This window comes from Pseudomonas sp. B21-031, assembly GCF_024748985.1.
GTDB lineage: Bacteria > Pseudomonadota > Gammaproteobacteria > Pseudomonadales > Pseudomonadaceae > Aquipseudomonas > Aquipseudomonas kermanshahensis.
In genome coordinates this window covers 142501-163319 of sequence record NZ_CP087181.1, presented here as the reverse complement: position 1 = coordinate 163319, position 20819 = coordinate 142501, and the positions used below count along the sequence as shown (strand labels likewise).

Genomic DNA, 20819 nt, shown 5'->3' with positions numbered 1-20819 from the left:
GTGCCATTTTCCAGGCCCTGAAAACCTTCAACCGTGATTCAGGACAACTGCGCCTTCGGGAACCCGCCAAAAATGCGTGCGTCACTGTTTACCGTTCTTCCCATCACCCTAGCCGCCACGTTCGTACAAGCACAATCCTTGCCCGAAGCCATGCAAACAGCCCTTGAGCGACACCCGGAAATCCAAGCCGGCGTGAATGCTCGTGTGGCCGCGGATTACCAGCTGCGCGCGGCCAAGGGCGGCTACTTGCCGAGGGTCGATGTAACGGCGGGCTATGGGCGCGAGGGTACCGATAGCCCGAGCACCGGTAACCGCTGGGACACACTGAACCGAGGTGAGTCAGCAATCCGTCTTCGCCAAATGGTTTTTGACGGTTTTGCCACGTCAAACGAAGTCGACCGTCAACAAGCCACCGCCAACGCCCGGGCCTACTCCCTGATGGGCACCTCCGAGCGCACCGCGCTCGACGTCGCCCAGGTGTATCTGGATGTACTGTCGCGGCGCGAGATGGTACGCCTGGCCGAAGACAACCTGAGCAACCACGAACGAATTCTGGATCAGATCAAACTGCGCACCAGCCGCGGCGTCGGCCGCCTGGCTGACCTGGACCAGGCCGAGGCACGACTGGCGCAGGCGCAAAACAACTTGATCACCGAGAAGACCAACCTGGCCGATGCCAGCACCAATTACCTCAGCGTCGTCGGCCAGATGCCCGATGAATTGAGCGCACCGGCGCCGTTCATCGACCTGCTGCCCGCCACGCTGGAGGAAGCCCGCACACAGTTGGTTGAAAGCAGCCCGGTGCTGCGCTCGGCCGAATCGGACGTTGCCGCCGCAGAAAAACAGTACGAGGCCGCAAAGTCGTCCTTCTACCCACGCTTCGATGCAGAACTCGGACGAACGGCGGATAACAATATCGATGGCACAGCAGGCCATAACAACGAATGGCAGGCTATGCTGCGAATGAACTTCAACCTGTATGCTGGCGGCAGCAACAAGGCAGACCTGGAGTCCAAATCGTACCTGTCCAACCAGGCGCTGGATATCCGCAACAATGCCTTGCGTCAGCTCAATGAAGAGTTGGGCCTGGCATGGAATGCTCAGGAGAACGCCAACGCCCAGTTGCCGATCGCCCAGCAGTACGTCGATCACAGCAACCGTGTGCGCAGCGCCTACCAACAGCAATTCAGCCTGGGCGAGCGAACCCTGCTCGACTTGCTCGACAGCGAGAATGAAACCTTCACTGCCCAGCGTCGCCTGGTGGAAGTGAAGAACATACAATTGTTTACTCAGTATCGAATCAAGGCGACCATTGGCCAACTGCTCAAGAGTCAGGGTGTCGTTGCCCCGATGGCCACCGTTGTGCAGAACGATCTGAAACCAAGGGTGAGCCTGCCAGGCCTGAACTGAGGCTCACCCTGCCCCACCCACCGCAAGGATGAAGAGAGCGCCGCGTGGAATCCGAAGTCAGTCGAGTCCAACTCAGCCACGATCCACGCAGTCAGCATGACGATCCCTTGCTGGATAGTCTGCTGAGCCTGTGTGTCCTGCACCAGAAACCTGCAAGCCGGGTCATGCTGACCACCGGCCTGCCGCTGCCCGCGCAGCGCCTGAGCCCCGAGCTGCTGCCCCGTGCGGCGGCCAGGGCCGGCCTGCAGGGGCGGCTGCTGCAGCGTAAACTGGAGCAGATCCCCAGTATCGCCATGCCTGCCATGCTGTTGCTCAAGGAAGGCCGCAGCGCCGTCCTGCTGGGGTGGGAGAATGAAGACACCGCACGCCTGCTGCTCAGCGAGAGCGATGGTGGCGAGGTGCACGTCAGCCGCGAAGCGCTGCTCAGTGACTACAGCGGGCGTGTGTTCTTCGCCCAGCCGCAGCACAAGTTCGACGTCAACCACGGCAACCTCATCCCGCGCGCGAAATCCTGGTTCCGCGACACCTTGCTGCGCAGCAAATGGCTGTATATCGACGCCATCGCCGCCAGCCTGGTGATCAACCTGATCGCCTTGGCAGCGCCGCTGTTCGTCATGAACGTGTATGACCGGGTGGTGCCCAACCAGGCGACCTCGACCCTTTGGGTGCTGGCCGTCGGCATCGCCGGGGCCTACTTCTTCGACCTGATCCTCAAGGGCCTGCGCGGCCTCTGCCTGGATTTGGCCGGCAAGAAGACCGACCTGATCATCTCGGCGACCTTGTTCGAACGTATCGTCGGAATGTCGATGAAGTACCGCCCGGCGCGGGTCGGCAGCTTTGCCCAGAACATCCATGAGTTCCAGGGTTTACGCGACTTCCTCGCCTCCTTGACCCTGACCAGCCTGATCGACCTGCCGTTCACGCTGTTGATCCTGATCGTTATCGCCATCATTGGCGGGCATCTGGTGTGGATCCCGATCATCGCCTTCCCGCTGGCCCTGGGTATCGGTTACGCCCTGCAGCGGCCGCTGATGGCGACCATGGAGCGGACCATGGCCCTAGCCTCGGAACGCCAGTCGAGCCTGATCGAGACCCTGGCAGGCCTGGATGCGGTCAAGGTCAACAACGCTGAAAGCGAGCGCCAGTACATGTGGGAACAGACGCTCGGCACCCTCAGCCGTCTGGAACTGCGCGTGAAGGTGTTGTCGAGCCTGGCGATGAACATCACCCTGCTGATCCAGCAACTGGCTGGGGTGGCGATGATTTGCGTCGGTGTCTACATGATCATCGACGGCAACCTGAGCATGGGTGGCCTAGTCGCCTGTTACATGCTCAGCGGCCGTGCCCTTGGCCCGCTGGGGCAGCTCAATGGTTTGCTGGCCCGCTATCAGCAGGCCAAGGTGACCATGGTCTCCACCGACCACATGATGGAGCTGCCGCAGGAACGCAACTTCGAAGAGCGCCCACTGAGCCGCCGGGTGCTGCAGGGCAGCATCGAGTTCCGCGGGGTCGACTTCACCTATCCTAACCAGCAGAACCTGGCCCTCAAGAACATCAACCTGACCATTCGCCCCGGCGAGAAGGTGGGCATCATTGGCCGAAGCGGTTCGGGCAAGAGCTCGTTGGCCAAGCTGATCGTTGGCCTGTATGAATCCGACGGCGGGTCGCTGTTGGTCGATGGCGTGGATATCCGCCAGATCGACGTCAGCGAGCTGCGCCACAATATCGGCTATGTGCCCCAGGACATCCAGCTGATGGCCGGCACCCTGCGCGACAACCTGGTCAGCGGCGCCCGCTACATCGAAGACGAAATGATCCTGCAGGCTGCAGAGCTGGCAGGTGTTCATGAGTTTGCCAGGCTGCACCCTGACGGCTATGAGCTGCAGGTGGGCGAACGTGGCCAGAACCTCTCCGGCGGCCAGCGGCAGAACGTCGCCCTGGGCCGTGCATTGCTGCTCAATCCACAGATCCTGCTGCTCGACGAACCGACCAGCGCCATGGACAACACCGGTGAAGAGCGCCTCAAGCAGCGCCTGCAGGCGGTCATCGAAAACAAGACGGTGCTGCTGGTGACCCACCGCGCTTCGTTGCTGTCGCTGGTGGACCGGCTGATCGTGATCGATCGCGGGCAGATTGTCGCCGACGGCCCGAAAGCCGCGGTCATGGATGCGCTGAAGAAGGGGCAGATCAGTGTTGCATAAGCTCGATATGGGGCAATTCAAGGATGGCCTGCGGCGCTACTTCAAAGGCTCCGACTCGCTTGGCGGGCAGCCACTGCCTGAGGTCAACAAGGCGCTGATCGAGGACGCGCCGCGGGTGGTTCGCCTGACCATTTGGGGTGTGATCGCGTTTTTCGTGTTCATGATCGTCTGGGCCAGCGTCGCGCCGATCGATGAGGTCACGCGCGGCGAAGGCAAGGCCATTCCGTCGTCCAAGGTGCAGAAGATCCAGAACCTTGAGGGCGGCATCATCGCTGAGATCTACGCCAAGGAAGGGCAAATCGTCGAAGTCGGCCAGCCCTTGCTGCGCCTGGACGAAACCCGCTTCGCCTCCAACGTCGGTGAAACCGAGGCCGACCGCCTGGCCATGGCGCTGCGGGTCGAACGCCTGAGTGCAGAGGTCGAAGACCGCCCGCTGAAAATCGATGAAGAACTGCGCAAGGCAGCGCCCAGCCAGGCAGCCAACGAAGAGTCGCTGTACCTGAGCCGGCGCCAGCAACTGCAGGACGAAATCGGCGGCCTGCAGCAGCAGTTGGTACAGCGCCAGCAAGAGCTGCGCGAGTACACCTCCAAGCGCGCCCAGTACGCCAACAGCCTGCAACTGCTGCGTCAGGAAATCGCGATGTCCGAGCCGCTGGTGGCCCAGGGCGCGATTTCCCAGGTCGAAGTGCTGCGCCTGCGCCGTGCCGAAGTGGAAAACCGTGGCCAGATGGACTCCACCGCGCTGGCCATCCCGCGCGCCGAGGCGGCCATCCGCGAAGTGCAGAGCAAGGTCGAGGAGACCCGTGGCAAGTTCCGCAGCGAGGCGCTGACCCAGCTCAACGAGGCCCGCACCGAGCTCAACAAGGCCACTGCTACCAGCAAGGCACTGGATGACCGGGTACACCGCACCATGGTCACCTCGCCAGTACGCGGTATCGTCAAGCAGTTGCTGGTCAACACCATCGGCGGGGTCATCCAGCCGGGTAGCGACATCGTCGAAGTGGTGCCGCTGGACGACACACTGGTCATCGAGGCGAAGATCCTGCCCAAGGACATCGCTTTCCTGCACCCTGGGCAGGAGGCGACCGTCAAGTTCACCGCCTATGACTACACCATCTACGGTGGCCTCAAGGCCAAGCTGGAACAGATTGGCGCCGACACCATCACCGATGAAGACAAGAAGACCACGTACTACCTAATCAAGTTGCGCACCGACCGCAGCCACTTGGGCACCGACGAGAAGCCGCTGCTGATCATCCCCGGGATGGTGGCGACGGTGGATATCATGACCGGCAAGAAGACCATCATGAGCTACTTGCTCAAGCCGATCATGAAGGCGCGTTCGGAAGCCTTGCGCGAGCGTTGAGTCTTACCCAATCCCGGTAGGAGCAGCCTTGTGCTGCGAAGAGGCCAGTGGCAGCACGGAAGATTATCGGTGCCGCCACTGGCCTCTTCGCAGCACAAGGCTGCTCCTACCCGGTCAGCGCCAGGGTGCGGGCTCACCCACCAACTGCCCCTGAATACCGCCCACGCCCATTTCCCGCAGCACCAACCTTTCCCCTTCCGTCTCGACCCGTTCAGCAATCAATGGCAGGTCGATGCTGTGCGCCGCGCGCTGTATCGCTTCGATGAACAGGCGCTTGTGTTGTTCATGGTCGATGTTACGAATATAGCTACCATCGATCTTCAGGTATGCAAGGCCCAGGTGCGCCAGGTTGCCAATCATGCTGAACCGGCCGCCAAAGCGCTGCAGCGCCAGCCCGAAGCCATGCGCGTGCAGGCGTCGGGTCAGTTGTTCGAGGGCTGACTGTTCGGGCAATTGCTCTTCGCCGATCTCGAATGTCAGGCGTGGGCCCAGCGCCGCATGCTGGCTCAACAGCTCGTAGACGCGTTGCAGCGCCTTGGGGTCGGCCAAGGTTGCAGCGGACAGGTTCAGCGCCAGCACCTGATCATGAGTGCGCAGGTGGGCAAGCACCTTTTCCAGCACCAGCAGATCCAGGCGCGGCATCCAGCCGAAGCGCTCCAGCCAAGGCAAGAAGCGCCCGGCCGGCAGCGCCTCGCCCTGCTCATCGTGCAAACGCGAGATCACTTTGTGGTGCAGTACCCGTTGCCCTGTGCCGCAGTCCACCACCGGCTGGAAGAACAGTTCGAATTGCCCATTTGCGAAGGCCTGGTCAAGTCGCTCATGCCAGGCATGATGGCTATCACCGGCCACCGCGGCCGCACCCTGTTCAAGGCACACCCAGCCCGGCTCAGGCTGGTTTTCGGCGCGCGCCAGGGCCTCGTCGGCGAGCTTCAGCAATGCCTGTGGCGCATCGCCTGGGGTGAACGGCGCAAGGCCGATGCACGCCACCGGGTCGACATCACTGGCGCCCGTCTCGTGCAGGCTCTGCAGTGTCGCTTCCAGGGCCTGGGCGAGCTGTACCGCTTCTTCATGCACCATGCCCGGCGCCAGCACGGCAAACTCGCCCCCACGGCTGCGCGAGATCAGGTCTTTGGTCTCCGGGTAGCTGGCACAGGTACGGCGCAGCTGCTCGCCCACTGCCTGCAACAGCTGATCGGTGCGCTGCCCACCCAGGCGCGCGTTAAGGCCTGCCAGGCCCTGAACCCGCAGCAACAACAAGTAACCGGCGCGCGCCTCTTCCAGGTTGCTGACGCGCGTATTCAGTTGCATCTCGAAATAGCGGCGGTTGGACAAGCCGGTGAGGCTGTCCTGGTAGGACTCTGCGCGCAGCCGCTCACTGCGCTCGGCCTGCTCGGTAAACAGTGCCTTGAGCTTCTCGACCATCTGGTTCATTGCCTGCACCACACGGCGCAGCTCAGGGGTGCGCGGCAGGTCTGGCAGGCTGAGGAATTCGCGCCGAGCGATCGCATGGGATTGCTCGACCATGTAATCCAGCGGCCGCAATTGCCGACGCAGCAACAAGGCGCCGAGCACCGCGCTGGCGGCACCGCACAACAACAACCAACCCAGGCTGCCCAACGCACTCTGCCAGAGCTTGGCAATGGCGAACATCGGATGGCTGATCACCTCCACCCGCGCCGCCTGCTGCCAGCCACGGCTGACGATGGCATCCCCACCTGCGGCTTCAAGACCGATGAGGTGGACGAACCAGGCCGGCACACCCCCGGGGTCGGGCTCGGCGTGGCGCTCCACCAGCACGGCATTGGAGCCTAGGTCGACAACTTTGATGCTCGCATAGTAGCCACTGTCGAAGATCGAGCTGACCATCAGTTCGACCATCGCCGGATCGTCAATGTTAGGCGTCAGCGACAGCGCCAAGGCAGTCGCCGCATCCTGGGCGTGCGAGCGCAGCTGGTTGACGTACTGGCTGCGCGAGCTCTCCAGGCTGACCATGAAGCTGCCGCTGAAGGCGACCACCAGGAACAGGCAAATGGCCAACAGCAATTGTTTGAACAGTGACATCTGTGCTCCTTCAGTAAACCGGCTCGGCCGGGAACCCTTCGGCCTGCATTTTCTTCAGCAAATCCTGCCAACGTGACAGGCGCTTGGTATCGCCGACCTTCTTGTTGCCGGCGGCGCCTGTCAGCCACAACCCCTCGCCATTGAAGGCGTACACCGGCAGCAAGTCGGTGCGCTGGCTCGCCGGCTTGATGGCATCCATCAGGCTGTCGAGTACCAACGGCTGAGCCTGTGGGCTGGAATAATAGGTCAGTACCATGTGCGCCCGGTTCTGCCGCAGCGCCTTGACGTAGGTGATGCGCAGCTTCTCGCTGGGGATGCCCATACGTCGCAGGCTGAAATACTTGGCAATAGCGTAGTCCTCGCAATCACCGGCCCCCTTGATCAGGGCCTGGACCGGCGTGGCCCAGTAATCGACCTCATGCCACAAGTCGATGTCTTCGACATAGCGCAATTGCTGGTTGAAGAAGCGATTGACCACTTGCAGCCGTTCCAGCTCACTGCCCTGCTTCTGCGTGGCCATCAGGTTCTGCCAGGCGTCGATACGCCCCTGCCCCGCGCCAAGCGGGCCATACAGCGCCTGCGACTGGCGGCTGATCTGGGAAAAATCCCAATCCGCGTGCAAACCGCCCAGTAGCAAGCTACCCAGCAGCGCGGCAAGGCCGACACGTCGCACAGCCGTTTTGAACATCCAGGATATCGCCACTGCGAAGACCTGTTCAGACCCGTCGAAAGCAGCGATGGTGCGGCCTGCCCGTGCAAAAAACAATGGCACCCTGCAATCACGCAGCCAATGGTCGGGCCATACTGACTTTATGGCTATCTCGTTCTATGTACCGCTTCCTTTGCCAAGCGACTTCATACACCATAGCCGCGGCCTTGGGTCGGCCGCTCCAGTGCGGTCGACGGTTTGACAAGCCCCCTTGCCTGTTACTAGTTTCATTGGATCCAACTTTTCTTATCGTCGAGGCAGACTCCGCGTGGCCGAGAAAATCAAACTGAGCAACGTGCTGGCTAGCGAACAGCTATCCCCACACATGGCACGTGCTGTTATCGAGGAGCGCCTGCGCAGCGCCATTCTTGATGGTCGTCTGCCGCCAGGTACTGCCGTGCGTCAGCAAGAGCTCGCCACCTTGTTCGGGGTCAGCCGCATGCCCGTGCGCGAGGCCTTGCGCCAGCTCGAAGCGCAGTCGCTGCTGAACGTGGAGATGCACAAGGGCGCAGTGGTTGCGCCCTTGATTGGCGAAGACGCGGTGGACACCTACGCCCTGCGTGTTCTGCTCGAAAGCGAAGCCCTGCGCCAGTCCATTCCGTTGCTCGATGCCGATGACATCGCCCACGCGCGCGGGTATATCCAGCAACTGGAAAACGAAACCCGTCACGCCGAAATCGGCCGCCTCAACCGCCTGTTCCACATGGCGCTGTACAGCAAGGCGCCGAACAAGAAGTTGCTGCGCCTGATCGAGAACGAACTGAACGAAGAAGAGCGCTTTCTGCGCTTCCATCTTTCGTCGATGGGGCTGGGCAAGCTCACCCAGGACGATCACAACGCGCTGGTGGATGCGGCCAGCGACAAGCTGGTGGATGAAGCGGTCGCGGTGCTTGAGCAGCACTTGAACTCAGGGGCGCGTGTCATCAGGCAGTATCTGGACACACAGCTAGGGCGGTAGCGGGTTCTGAACGGGACAGACGATCGCCCGACATCAGCCTGTTGCAAAATAAACGGGCTCCGCAAACAATGAGACTAATTATCATTTATGTCCATTGAAGCCAGCGCCCTCCTCCATGCCTTCCAATGACTCCGTGCAAACGCTCTACAGTGACCACCACGGCTGGTTGCATGCCTGGCTGCGCAGCAAGCTAGGTAACGCCGCCGATGCCGCGGACCTGGCCCAGGACACGTTCGTCCGGCTGTTGCAGCGTGGCGAGCAAGTTCAACTCAATACGCCAAGGGCCTTCTTGCGCACCGTGGCACGCGGGCTGGTGATTGATCACTGGCGCCGCGAAGAATTGCACCGGGCTTACCTCGAAGCCTTGGCCCATCTACCGGAAGCCTCGGCACCCTCGGCGGAAACCCGCGAGGTGCTGCTTGAACTGCTGGAGCGTATTGCTCGCATGCTTTATGGCCTCAAGCCAAAGGTGCGCCGCGCGTTCCTGCTGGCCCAGTGCGAAGGGCTGAAACACCAGGCGATCGCCGAGCAGATGGGTATCTCGGTGCGTACAGTGGAGCGCTACATTGCTGATGCGCTTTATCATTGCTACCTGCTGCGCTTTGAAGACGAGCGATGACAGCCGCCGCCCCTTCCGCCAAAGCGGTCAAGCACGCCATTCAGTGGATGATCAGGCTACGAGAAAGCGGCAATAGCCCCGTGCTGCTGCAGCAATGCGAGCAGTGGCGTAGCGCACGGCACGAGCACGAACTGGCCTGGCAACGGGTGGTTCACCTGCATCAGGACCTTGACCTGCGCGCCATCCCCGGCGCGGGGGTTGCCCTACAGACCTTGGAAACCAGCCAGCGGCGCCTGCACCGTCGCCAGGCGCTCAAGTTGCTTGGCTGCGCTGCCATGGCGGGCTCGGCGACATGGCTGGCCAAAGACCTCGATACCGTCAGCGGTTGGACTGCGGACTACGCGACTGCCACGGGCGAACGGCGTAGCTTCCAGCTGCCCGATGGCTCGCTGATGCAACTCAACACGCGCAGTGCGGTAGACCTCGCTTTCGACGATCAGCAGCGCTTGCTCCGCCTCAGGCATGGGGAGCTGATGCTCACGTGTAGTGACGTACCGAGCCAGGCTCGCCCTCTGCTGGTACAGACGCAAGATGGCCTGCTCGAAGGTTTCGACGGGCGCTTTGTGGTGCGCCAGGAGCGAGACTGCACGCAGGTCAGCGTCAGCCACGGCAACGTGGCGATACACCGGCCGGGGAACGGCCAGGTGCAGTGGATTGCCAGCGGCCAGCACTGGCGCCTGGACGCTCAGGGCGCACAACGCCTGGAGAGCGTGACCATGGACCCAGCTGCCTGGAGCGAAGGGCTGATCGTTACCCGCGACATGCGCTTGCGCGACTTTCTTGAACAGGTGGGCCGTTATCGCCATGGCTACTTGGGTTGCAGCGATGAGATTGCCGATTTACGCCTGTCAGGTGTGTTCCGCCTCGAGGACCCTGAGCAGCTGCTGCAATTGCTGCCACAAACGCTGCCTGTGAGGCTTCGTCAACGCACGCGCTGGTGGATTCGTGTGGAGCAGGCTGCCTGACCTCACCCAAGCGCTGCTCTTTTTGGCGGGTTCTGGGCGCCGAACCGGCTAGGACAGTAAGCATCATCTTCTGCCCTCCCACCCTTAAACGGACTCTTTCATGCCCAGCGCCTCACCACACACACGCCCATGCAACGAGAATGATTTTCGACCTGTCTTGAATTCAGCCACTCTGCGCAAGGCAGTCCAGGCAGCTTTGTTCGGCACAGCCTTGGGCATGTCCACCCTGCCCCTCCAGGCTCTGGCCGCCGAAGCGCCCCAGGTCAGCCAGCAGTACGCGATCCCGGGGGGGCAATTGAACGATGTACTCAACCAGTTTGCCCGTCAGGCGGGGATCACCCTGTCGAGCACGCCGCAGCTGACCAACGGGTTGCAATCCAATGGCCTGCAGGGGCATTACTCGCCTGATCAGGCCCTGCGCCAACTGCTCAATGGCAGCGGCCTGGAAGCCGTCAGCCAGGGTGGGCACAGCTACGTGCTGCGGGCCCAGCCTGAAGAGGCCGCATTGTCGTTGCCAGACACCGATGTACGCAGTTTTACCCTGGGTAATGCCCTGGGCAGCATGGACGGCTACAACGCCACGCACAGCCAGGTGGCCACCAAGACCAGCATGCCGTTGGTGGAGACTTCACAGTCGGTCTCCGTGGTCACCCGTCAGCAGATGGACGACCAGGGCTCGCAGACCGTTGCCCAGGCCATGCGCTATACGCCAGGTGTGCTGACCAACCCTTATGGCGCCACACACCGCTACGACTATGTGGCCATGCGCGGCTTCAACGACGGCTCGGTGGACAACATCTACGTCGATGGCCTGAAATCCATGGGTGACAACGGCACCTACAGCACCATGCAAGTGGACCCGTACTTCCTTGAGCGCATCGACATCCTGAAAGGGCCATCTTCGGTACTCTATGGCCGCAGCTCCCCAGGGGGCCTGGTGGCACTGACCACCAAGAAGCCACTGCTCACGCCATTCCATCAAGTGCAGGCCACAGTCGGCACCCAGGGTCAGCGTGGCATGGGTTTCGACTTCAGCGGCCCAGTCGATGACGACAAACGTATCGCCTATCGCCTGACAGGTTTGGCCGATAGCGCTGATACCCAGTTCGACCACAACAAGGAAGAACGCTACGCCATCGCACCGGCTGTCAGCATCGACTTCACTGAAGACACATCGCTGACGCTCCAGGCGTATCTGCAGCATGACCCGAATGGTGGGTACCACGGCGGTAACCCGGCAGACGGCATGCTGCACAAGCGCAACGGGCTGCGTCTGTCAGATCACTTCTTTGAAGGCGAGCCTGGGATCGACAACTACGAACGCACTCAGCAGTCGTTCAGTTACCAGTTCGAGCACCGCTTCAACGATGTGTTCACCGCCCGACAGAACTTCCGCTACCAGGACTCTGACGTCTCGATGGACCAGGTGTATTCCGCTGGCTGGGCGGATGCCGACAGCAATATCCTCAACCGCGCCTATACCGGCGGCGACGAGCGCCTGCACTCCTACATCATCGATAACATGCTGCAGGCTGAGTTCTTCACCGGTGCGGCCAAGCATACCTTGCTGCTGGGCACCGACTATCAACGCCGCAAAGCCGACGTGGAATGGCGCTACGGCACGGTCGATGCGCTGGATGCCGGCAACCCTCAATATGGCAATGGCAACCTGCAGGTACTCGGCGAGAACCGCTACCAGCGTCGCCTGCAGCAGACAGGGGTGTATTTGCAGGACCTGGTCGAGCTCGACCAGTGGCGCTTTTCGCTGGGGCTGCGTCAGGACTGGGTGAAGGTTTCTGAGGAAAACCGCGACAGCAACACCAAGGTCAATGACGAGCGCACCAAGTTCACCACCCGAGCAGGCGTGCTCTACTTGTTCGAGAATGGCCTGGCGCCTTATGTCAGCTACTCGGAGTCGTTCAACCCCAATACCGTGTCCGACCAGGATGGCCGCCCACTGGCGCCGACCGAGGGCACCCAGTGGGAAGCAGGTATCAAGTACCAGCCGCCAGGCAGTGACAACCTGTTCACCGCCTCGGTGTTCCGCATCGAGCAAGAGAACCTTGCCTCCAAACAACCGAACGAGGAGTTCTATCGCCCTGTGGGTGAAGTTCGCTCACAAGGGCTGGAGCTGGAGGCCCATGTTCAGCTGACTGATAACCTCAAGCTGTTGGGCGGCTACACCTTTACCGACATCAAGTACGCCAAGACGATGCCGAGCCTGGTGTCGACCCAGTTGGACAACAAGGGTAATTCGCCCACCCAGGCACCCAAGCAGATGTTTTCGCTGTGGGCCGACTACAACTTCCGGCAGGGGGCGCTGGACGGCCTGCGGCTGGGCGGCGGGATGCGCTATGTGGGGTATAGCTGGGTGGATGCGGAAAACAGCATGAAGGTACCCTCCTACACGCTGTTTGACGCTTCGATCGGCTATGACCTGGGCAAGGTCGGCCTCACCGGGGTGGATGTGCGCCTGAATGCGAACAACCTGACCAACGAAAGCTACATCACCTCATGTGCCAGCCTGAACTACTGCTACATGGGTGAAGAGCGAAACGTAAGCGCTACGGTCAGCTATCAATTCTGACCGGAAAAGACAAAGCCCCTGTCTGCATCGCAGACAGGGGCTTTGGGTTTGAATCTTGACGATGACCTACTCTCACATGGGGAAACCCCACACTACCATCGGCGATGCATCGTTTCACTGCTGAGTTCGGGATGGGATCAGGTGGTTCCAATGCTCTATGGTCGTCAAGAAATTCTGTGTGCCGGCCCGTCTTCAAGACGTGCCCGCGAATTTCTATGGCTTCTACTTAAAGACAAAACCCCTACCTACTCGCGCAGATAGGGGTTTTGCGAAATGAATCTTGACGATGACCTACTCTCACATGGGGAAACCCCACACTACCATCGGCGATGCATCGTTTCACTACTGAGTTCGGGATGGGATCAGGTGGTTCCAATGCTCTATGGTCGTCAAGAAATTCTGTAGCCAGAATGTCCAGATGGACAGCCCAGCGAATTCGGATATGCGATTTTGTGGTTACGAACTTTCGGGTCTTTCGTCTTCACCACCGCAATTCGCGCTAGCAAATTGCTTGGGTGTTATATGGTCAAGCCTCACGGGCAATTAGTATTGGTTAGCTCAACGCCTCACAGCGCTTACACACCCAACCTATCAACGTCGTAGTCTTCGACGGCCCTTTAGGGGATTCAAGATCCCAGTGAGATCTCATCTTGAGGCAAGTTTCCCGCTTAGATGCTTTCAGCGGTTATCTCTTCCGAACATAGCTACCCGGCAATGCCACTGGCGTGACAACCGGAACACCAGAGGTTCGTCCACTCCGGTCCTCTCGTACTAGGAGCAGCCCCTCTCAAATCTCAAACGTCCACGGCAGATAGGGACCGAACTGTCTCACGACGTTCTAAACCCAGCTCGCGTACCACTTTAAATGGCGAACAGCCATACCCTTGGGACCGGCTTCAGCCCCAGGATGTGATGAGCCGACATCGAGGTGCCAAACACCGCCGTCGATATGAACTCTTGGGCGGTATCAGCCTGTTATCCCCGGAGTACCTTTTATCCGTTGAGCGATGGCCCTTCCATACAGAACCACCGGATCACTAAGACCTACTTTCGTACCTGCTCGACGTGTTTGTCTCGCAGTCAAGCGCGCTTTTGCCTTTATACTCTACGACCGATTTCCGACCGGTCTGAGCGCACCTTCGTACTCCTCCGTTACTCTTTGGGAGGAGACCGCCCCAGTCAAACTACCCACCATACACTGTCCTCGATCCGGATAACGGACCTGAGTTAGAACCTCAAAGTTGCCAGGGTGGTATTTCAAGGATGGCTCCATGAGAACTGGCGTCCCCACTTCAAAGCCTCCCACCTATCCTACACAAGCAAATTCAAAGTCCAGTGCAAAGCTATAGTAAAGGTTCACGGGGTCTTTCCGTCTAGCCGCGGATACACTGCATCTTCACAGCGATTTCAATTTCACTGAGTCTCGGGTGGAGACAGCGCCGCCATCGTTACGCCATTCGTGCAGGTCGGAACTTACCCGACAAGGAATTTCGCTACCTTAGGACCGTTATAGTTACGGCCGCCGTTTACCGGGGCTTCGATCAAGAGCTTCGCTTGCGCTAACCCCATCAATTAACCTTCCGGCACCGGGCAGGCGTCACACCCTATACGTCCACTTTCGTGTTTGCAGAGTGCTGTGTTTTTAATAAACAGTCGCAGCGGCCTGGTATCTTCGACCGGCATGGGCTTACGGAGCAAGTCCTTAACCCTCGCCGGCGCACCTTCTCCCGAAGTTACGGTGCCATTTTGCCTAGTTCCTTCACCCGAGTTCTCTCAAGCGCCTTGGTATTCTCTACCTAACCACCTGTGTCGGTTTGGGGTACGGTTCCCAGTTATCTGAAGCTTAGGAGCTTTTCTTGGAAGCATGGCATCAACCACTTCGTCGCCTAAAGGCAACTCGTCATCAGCTCTCGGCCTTGAGATCCCGGATTTGCCTAAGATCTCAGCCTACCACCTTAAACTTGGACAACCAACGCCAAGCTGGCCTAGCCTTCTCCGTCCCTCCATCGCAATAACTGGAAGTACAGGAATATTAACCTGTTTTCCATCGACTACGCTTTTCAGCCTCGCCTTAGGGACCGACTAACCCTGCGTCGATTAACGTTGCGCAGGAAACCTTGGTCTTTCGGCGTGGGAGTTTTTCACTCCCATTGTCGTTACTCATGTCAGCATTCGCACTTCTGATACCTCCAGCAAGCTTCTCAACTCACCTTCACAGGCTTACAGAACGCTCCTCTACCGCATCACCAAAAGGTGATACCCGTAGCTTCGGTGCATGGTTTGAGCCCCGTTACATCTTCCGCGCAGGCCGACTCGACTAGTGAGCTATTACGCTTTCTTTAAAGGGTGGCTGCTTCTAAGCCAACCTCCTAGCTGTCTAAGCCTTCCCACATCGTTTCCCACTTAACCATGACTTTGGGACCTTAGCTGACGGTCTGGGTTGTTTCCCTTTTCACGACGGACGTTAGCACCCGCCGTGTGTCTCCCATGCTCGGCACTTGTAGGTATTCGGAGTTTGCATCGGTTTGGTAAGTCGGGATGACCCCCTAGCCGAAACAGTGCTCTACCCCCTACAGTGATACATGAGGCGCTACCTAAATAGCTTTCGAGGAGAACCAGCTATCTCCGAGCTTGATTAGCCTTTCACTCCGATCCACAGGTCATCCGCTAACTTTTCAACGGTAGTCGGTTCGGTCCTCCAGTCAGTGTTACCTAACCTTCAACCTGCCCATGGATAGATCGCCCGGTTTCGGGTCTATACCCAGCGACTAAACGCCCTATTAAGACTCGCTTTCGCTACGCCTCCCCTATTCGGTTAAGCTCGCCACTGAATATAAGTCGCTGACCCATTATACAAAAGGTACGCAGTCACCTAACAAAGTAGGCTCCCACTGCTTGTACGCATACGGTTTCAGGATCTATTTCACTCCCCTCTCCGGGGTTCTTTTCGCCTTTCCCTCACGGTACTAGTTCACTATCGGTCAGTCAGTAGTATTTAGCCTTGGAGGATGGTCCCCCCATATTCAGACAAAGTTTCTCGTGCTCCGTCCTACTCGATTTCATTGATAAGAGATTTTCGTGTACGGGGCTATCACCCACTATGGCCGCACTTTCCAGAGCGTTCCACTAATCTCAAACCAACTTAAGGGCTGGTCCCCGTTCGCTCGCCACTACTAAGGGAATCTCGGTTGATTTCTTTTCCTCAGGGTACTTAGATGTTTCAGTTCCCCTGGTTCGCCTCTTGCACCTATGTATTCAGTACAAGATACTCAGCTTATGCTGAGTGGGTTCCCCCATTCAGAGATCTCTGGATCACAGTCTGTTTGCCGACTCCCCAAAGCTTATCGCAGGCTACCACGTCTTTCATCGCCTCTGACTGCCAAGGCATCCACCGTATGCGCTTCTTCACTTGACCATATAACCCCAAGCAATCTGGTTATACTGTGAAGACGACATTCGCCGAAAATTCGTTTTGCTCTTTCGAGCCCACAAATTTTACCTTAGCCTGATCCACTACCAGTGAAAGTAGTGTTCAGTCTATTTCTATCACATATCCGAATTTTTAAAGAACGATCTGACAAAAGTCAGAAATCAACATTCATCAACGAATGTTCATTTCTAAGTTCTGACACGTTACTGCGTACTGCGAAAATTGGTGGAGCCAAGCGGGATCGAACCGCTGACCTCCTGCGTGCAAGGCAGGCGCTCTCCCAGCTGAGCTATGGCCCCGTATTCTACGGCTGAACCATGTAATGGTAGGTCTGGGCAGATTTGAACTGCCGACCTCACCCTTATCAGGGGTGCGCTCTAACCAACTGAGCTACAGACCTATAACAGGGTCGCGTTACAGCATCGTCTTTATACAAGTGAATCAAGCAATTCGTGTGGGAGCTCATCAGCAGGCTGATGTCGTCGATTAAGGAGGTGATCCAGCCGCAGGTTCCCCTACGGCTACCTTGTTACGACTTCACCCCAGTCATGAATCACACCGTGGTAACCGTCCTCCCGAAGGTTAGACTAGCTACTTCTGGTGCAACCCACTCCCATGGTGTGACGGGCGGTGTGTACAAGGCCCGGGAACGTATTCACCGCGACATTCTGATTCGCGATTACTAGCGATTCCGACTTCACGCAGTCGAGTTGCAGACTGCGATCCGGACTACGATCGGTTTTGTGAGATTAGCTCCACCTCGCGGCTTGGCAACCCTCTGTACCGACCATTGTAGCACGTGTGTAGCCCAGGCCGTAAGGGCCATGATGACTTGACGTCATCCCCACCTTCCTCCGGTTTGTCACCGGCAGTCTCCTTAGAGTGCCCACCATAACGTGCTGGTAACTAAGGACAAGGGTTGCGCTCGTTACGGGACTTAACCCAACATCTCACGACACGAGCTGACGACAGCCATGCAGCACCTGTGTCAGAGTTCCCGAAGGCACCAATCCATCTCTGGAAAGTTCTCTGCATGTCAAGGCCTGGTAAGGTTCTTCGCGTTGCTTCGAATTAAACCACATGCTCCACCGCTTGTGCGGGCCCCCGTCAATTCATTTGAGTTTTAACCTTGCGGCCGTACTCCCCAGGCGGTCAACTTAATGCGTTAGCTGCGCCACTAAAATCTCAAGGATTCCAACGGCTAGTTGACATCGTTTACGGCGTGGACTACCAGGGTATCTAATCCTGTTTGCTCCCCACGCTTTCGCACCTCAGTGTCAGTATCAGTCCAGGTGGTCGCCTTCGCCACTGGTGTTCCTTCCTATATCTACGCATTTCACCGCTACACAGGAAATTCCACCACCCTCTACCGTACTCTAGCTTGCCAGTTTTGGATGCAGTTCCCAGGTTGAGCCCGGGGCTTTCACATCCAACTTAACAAACCACCTACGCGCGCTTTACGCCCAGTAATTCCGATTAACGCTTGCACCCTCTGTATTACCGCGGCTGCTGGCACAGAGTTAGCCGGTGCTTATTCTGTCGGTAACGTCAAAACAGCAAGGTATTCGCTTACTGCCCTTCCTCCCAACTTAAAGTGCTTTACAATCCGAAGACCTTCTTCACACACGCGGCATGGCTGGATCAGGCTTTCGCCCATTGTCCAATATTCCCCACTGCTGCCTCCCGTAGGAGTCTGGACCGTGTCTCAGTTCCAGTGTGACTGATCATCCTCTCAGACCAGTTACGGATCGTCGCCTTGGTGAGCCATTACCCCACCAACTAGCTAATCCGACCTAGGCTCATCTGATAGCGCAAGGCCCGAAGGTCCCCTGCTTTCTCCCGTAGGACGTATGCGGTATTAGCGTTCCTTTCGAAACGTTGTCCCCCACTACCAGGCAGATTCCTAGGCATTACTCACCCGTCCGCCGCTGAATCGAAGAGCAAGCTCTTCTCATCCGCTCGACTTGCATGTGTTAGGCCTGCCGCCAGCGTTCAATCTGAGCCATGATCAAACTCTTCAGTTCAATACTGCTTGGGTTTTTAAGAAACCCTAAACTTGGCTCAGCAATCTCAAATGACTATGTGATTTCTCGCATGGTCACTTGTGATGCTGATAATCTTTGTGACTATCAGTCCATACTCACAAGCACCCACACGAATTGCTTGATTCAATTTGTTAAAGAGCGTTTGGTTAAGAGCTTTTCGTCTCAACCGAGGTGCGCATTCTACGCTTTCCTCAGGGCCTGTCAAGCGTTTATTTTGAAGTATTTTCGCGAGAAACTCGTTTTACTTCAACCACTTAACTCGCTGCGATCTCTCGTAGCGGGGGCGGATAATACAGCATTCAAAAACGCTGTCAACCACCTTTTTACCGCTGCTGAGCGGTCATTCAACCTGGTCAGCAAGAAGCTTGAGCTTCTACTTAAAGACAAAACCCCTACCTGCTTGCGCAGATAGGGGTTTTGCGAAATGAATCTTGACGATGACCTACTCTCACATGGGGAAACCCCACACTACCATCGGCGATGCATCGTTTCACTACTGAGTTCGGGATGGGATCAGGTGGTTCCAATGCTCTATGGTCGTCAAGAAATTCTGTAGCCAGAATGTCCAGATGGACAGCCCAGCGAATTCGGATATGCGATTTTGTGGTTACGAACTTTCGGGTCTTTCGTCTTCACCACCGCAATTCGCGCTAGCAAATTGCTTGGGTGTTATATGGTCAAGCCTCACGGGCAATTAGTATTGGTTAGCTCAACGCCTCACAGCGCTTACACACCCAACCTATCAACGTCGTAGTCTTCGACGGCCCTTTAGGGGATTCAAGATCCCAGTGAGATCTCATCTTGAGGCAAGTTTCCCGCTTAGATGCTTTCAGCGGTTATCTCTTCCGAACATAGCTACCCGGCAATGCCACTGGCGTGACAACCGGAACACCAGAGGTTCGTCCACTCCGGTCCTCTCGTACTAGGAGCAGCCCCTCTCAAATCTCAAACGTCCACGGCAGATAGGGACCGAACTGTCTCACGACGTTCTAAACCCAGCTCGCGTACCACTTTAAATGGCGAACAGCCATACCCTTGGGACCGGCTTCAGCCCCAGGATGTGATGAGCCGACATCGAGGTGCCAAACACCGCCGTCGATATGAACTCTTGGGCGGTATCAGCCTGTTATCCCCGGAGTACCTTTTATCCGTTGAGCGATGGCCCTTCCATACAGAACCACCGGATCACTAAGACCTACTTTCGTACCTGCTCGACGTGTTTGTCTCGCAGTCAAGCGCGCTTTTGCCTTTATACTCTACGACCGATTTCCGACCGGTCTGAGCGCACCTTCGTACTCCTCCGTTACTCTTTGGGAGGAGACCGCCCCAGTCAAACTACCCACCATACACTGTCCTCGATCCGGATAACGGACCTGAGTTAGAACCTCAAAGTTGCCAGGGTGGTATTTCAAGGATGGCTCCATGAGAACTGGCGTCCCCACTTCAAAGCCTCCCACCTATCCTACACAAGCAAATTCAAAGTCCAGTGCAAAGCTATAGTAAAGGTTCACGGGGTCTTTCCGTCTAGCCGCGGATACACTGCATCTTCACAGCGATTTCAATTTCACTGAGTCTCGGGTGGAGACAGCGCCGCCATCGTTACGCCATTCGTGCAGGTCGGAACTTACCCGACAAGGAATTTCGCTACCTTAGGACCGTTATAGTTACGGCCGCCGTTTACCGGGGCTTCGATCAAGAGCTTCGCTTGCGCTAACCCCATCAATTAACCTTCCGGCACCGGGCAGGCGTCACACCCTATACGTCCACTTTCGTGTTTGCAGAGTGCTGTGTTTTTAATAAACAGTCGCAGCGGCCTGGTATCTTCGACCGGCATGGGCTTACAGAGCAAGTCCTTAACCCTCGCCGGCGCACCTTCTCCCGAAGTTACGGTGCCATTTTGCCTAGTTCCTTCACCCGAGTTCTCTCAAGCGCCTTGGTATTCTCTACCTAACCACCTGTGTCGGTTTGGGGTACGGTTCCCAGTTATCTGAAGCTTAGGAGCTTTTCTTGGAAGCATGGCATCAACCACTTCGTCGCCTAAAGGCAACTCGTCATCAGCTCTCGGCCTTAAGATCCCGGATTTGCCTAAGATCTCAGCCTACCACCTTAAACTTGGACAACCAACGCCAAGCTGGCCTAGCCTTCTCCGTCCCTCCATCGCAATAACTGGAAGTACAGGAATATTAACCTGTTTTCCATCGACTACGCTTTTCAGCCTCGCCTTAGGGACCGACTAACCCTGCGTCGATTAACGTTGCGCAGGAAACCTTGGTCTTTCGGCGTGGGAGTTTTTCACTCCCATTGTCGTTACTCATGTCAGCATTCGCACTTCTGATACCTCCAGCAAGCTTCTCAACTCACCTTCACAGGCTTACAGAACGCTCCTCTACCGCATCACCAAAAGGTGATACCCGTAGCTTCGGTGCATGGTTTGAGCCCCGTTACATCTTCCGCGCAGGCCGACTCGA

At 57.7% G+C, this 20819-nt stretch carries 9 protein-coding genes, 2 tRNA genes and 6 rRNA genes (1 of these 17 running past the window's edge); 7 read left to right on the top strand and 10 right to left on the bottom strand.

The features are described from left to right. Positions 1-72 precede the first annotated feature (72 nt). The 3 genes from LOY53_RS00770 to LOY53_RS00760 are packed head-to-tail and all read left to right on the top strand — an operon-like array spanning position 73 to position 4977. Complete coding sequence (locus LOY53_RS00770) at positions 73-1410, top strand: TolC family outer membrane protein (RefSeq protein ID WP_099452579.1); 1338 nt, start codon at positions 73-75, stop codon at positions 1408-1410. Positions 1411-1454: 44 nt separating this feature from the next. Next, positions 1455-3611 (top strand): type I secretion system permease/ATPase, encoded by a 2157-nt coding sequence (locus tag LOY53_RS00765; protein WP_085274405.1) that lies wholly within the window; start codon positions 1455-1457, stop codon positions 3609-3611. 7 nt (positions 3612-3618) lie between these two features. After that, a complete protein-coding gene (locus LOY53_RS00760) occupies positions 3619-4977 on the top strand; it encodes an HlyD family type I secretion periplasmic adaptor subunit (protein ID WP_172961388.1) in 1359 nt (452 codons plus the stop codon). Between the two features lie 114 nt (positions 4978-5091). Here the strand turns inward: LOY53_RS00760 and lapD are convergent, their stop codons facing one another. Then, on the bottom strand, positions 5092-7038 hold the full coding sequence (gene lapD / locus LOY53_RS00755) for a cyclic di-GMP receptor LapD (RefSeq protein WP_252826373.1): 1947 nt from the start codon (positions 7036-7038) through the stop codon (positions 5092-5094). Between the two features lie 10 nt (positions 7039-7048). Continuing rightward, positions 7049-7810, bottom strand: a complete 762-nt coding sequence (gene lapG, locus LOY53_RS00750) for a cysteine protease LapG (RefSeq protein ID WP_252826372.1) — start codon at positions 7808-7810, stop codon at positions 7049-7051. Positions 7811-8015: 205 nt separating this feature from the next. On the opposite strand from lapG, the gene LOY53_RS00745 reads away from it, so the two are divergent. From LOY53_RS00745 to LOY53_RS00730, 4 genes are all read left to right on the top strand, one after another. Beyond that, a complete protein-coding gene (locus LOY53_RS00745; RefSeq protein ID WP_252826371.1) occupies positions 8016-8705 on the top strand; it encodes a GntR family transcriptional regulator in 690 nt (229 codons plus the stop codon). A gap of 115 nt (positions 8706-8820) precedes the next feature. Beyond that, positions 8821-9324, top strand: a complete 504-nt coding sequence (locus LOY53_RS00740; RefSeq protein WP_258703478.1) for a sigma-70 family RNA polymerase sigma factor — start codon at positions 8821-8823, stop codon at positions 9322-9324. Beyond that, positions 9321-10289, top strand: coding sequence for a FecR domain-containing protein (locus tag LOY53_RS00735; protein ID WP_258703477.1), 969 nt, complete (start codon positions 9321-9323; stop codon positions 10287-10289). The genes LOY53_RS00740 and LOY53_RS00735 overlap by 4 nt, the downstream gene beginning before the upstream one ends. Before the next feature lie 172 nt (positions 10290-10461). Then, positions 10462-12876, top strand: a complete 2415-nt coding sequence (locus LOY53_RS00730; protein ID WP_309475942.1) for a TonB-dependent siderophore receptor — start codon at positions 10462-10464, stop codon at positions 12874-12876. Between the two features lie 53 nt (positions 12877-12929). Here LOY53_RS00730 and rrf (LOY53_RS00725) read toward each other — a convergent pair. The 8 genes from rrf (LOY53_RS00725) to LOY53_RS00690 all read right to left on the bottom strand — a co-directional run. After that, positions 12930-13045, bottom strand: a 5S ribosomal RNA gene (gene rrf, locus LOY53_RS00725). A 109-nt stretch (positions 13046-13154) separates the two neighbouring features. Then, positions 13155-13270 (bottom strand): 5S ribosomal RNA (gene rrf / locus LOY53_RS00720). A gap of 128 nt (positions 13271-13398) precedes the next feature. After that, positions 13399-16291, bottom strand: a 23S ribosomal RNA gene (locus LOY53_RS00715). Between the two features lie 238 nt (positions 16292-16529). Next, positions 16530-16605: transfer RNA gene (locus LOY53_RS00710), tRNA-Ala, on the bottom strand. Positions 16606-16629: 24 nt separating this feature from the next. Then, positions 16630-16706 (bottom strand) — tRNA-Ile (locus LOY53_RS00705). Positions 16707-16793: 87 nt separating this feature from the next. After that, positions 16794-18330: ribosomal RNA gene (locus LOY53_RS00700) — 16S ribosomal RNA — on the bottom strand. A gap of 450 nt (positions 18331-18780) precedes the next feature. Next, positions 18781-18896: ribosomal RNA gene (gene rrf / locus LOY53_RS00695) — 5S ribosomal RNA — on the bottom strand. A 128-nt stretch (positions 18897-19024) separates the two neighbouring features. Next, positions 19025-20819: ribosomal RNA gene (locus LOY53_RS00690) — 23S ribosomal RNA — on the bottom strand (it continues 1097 nt past the right edge of the window). The 16S, 23S and 5S rRNA genes sit together here with 2 tRNA genes alongside, the layout of an rRNA operon.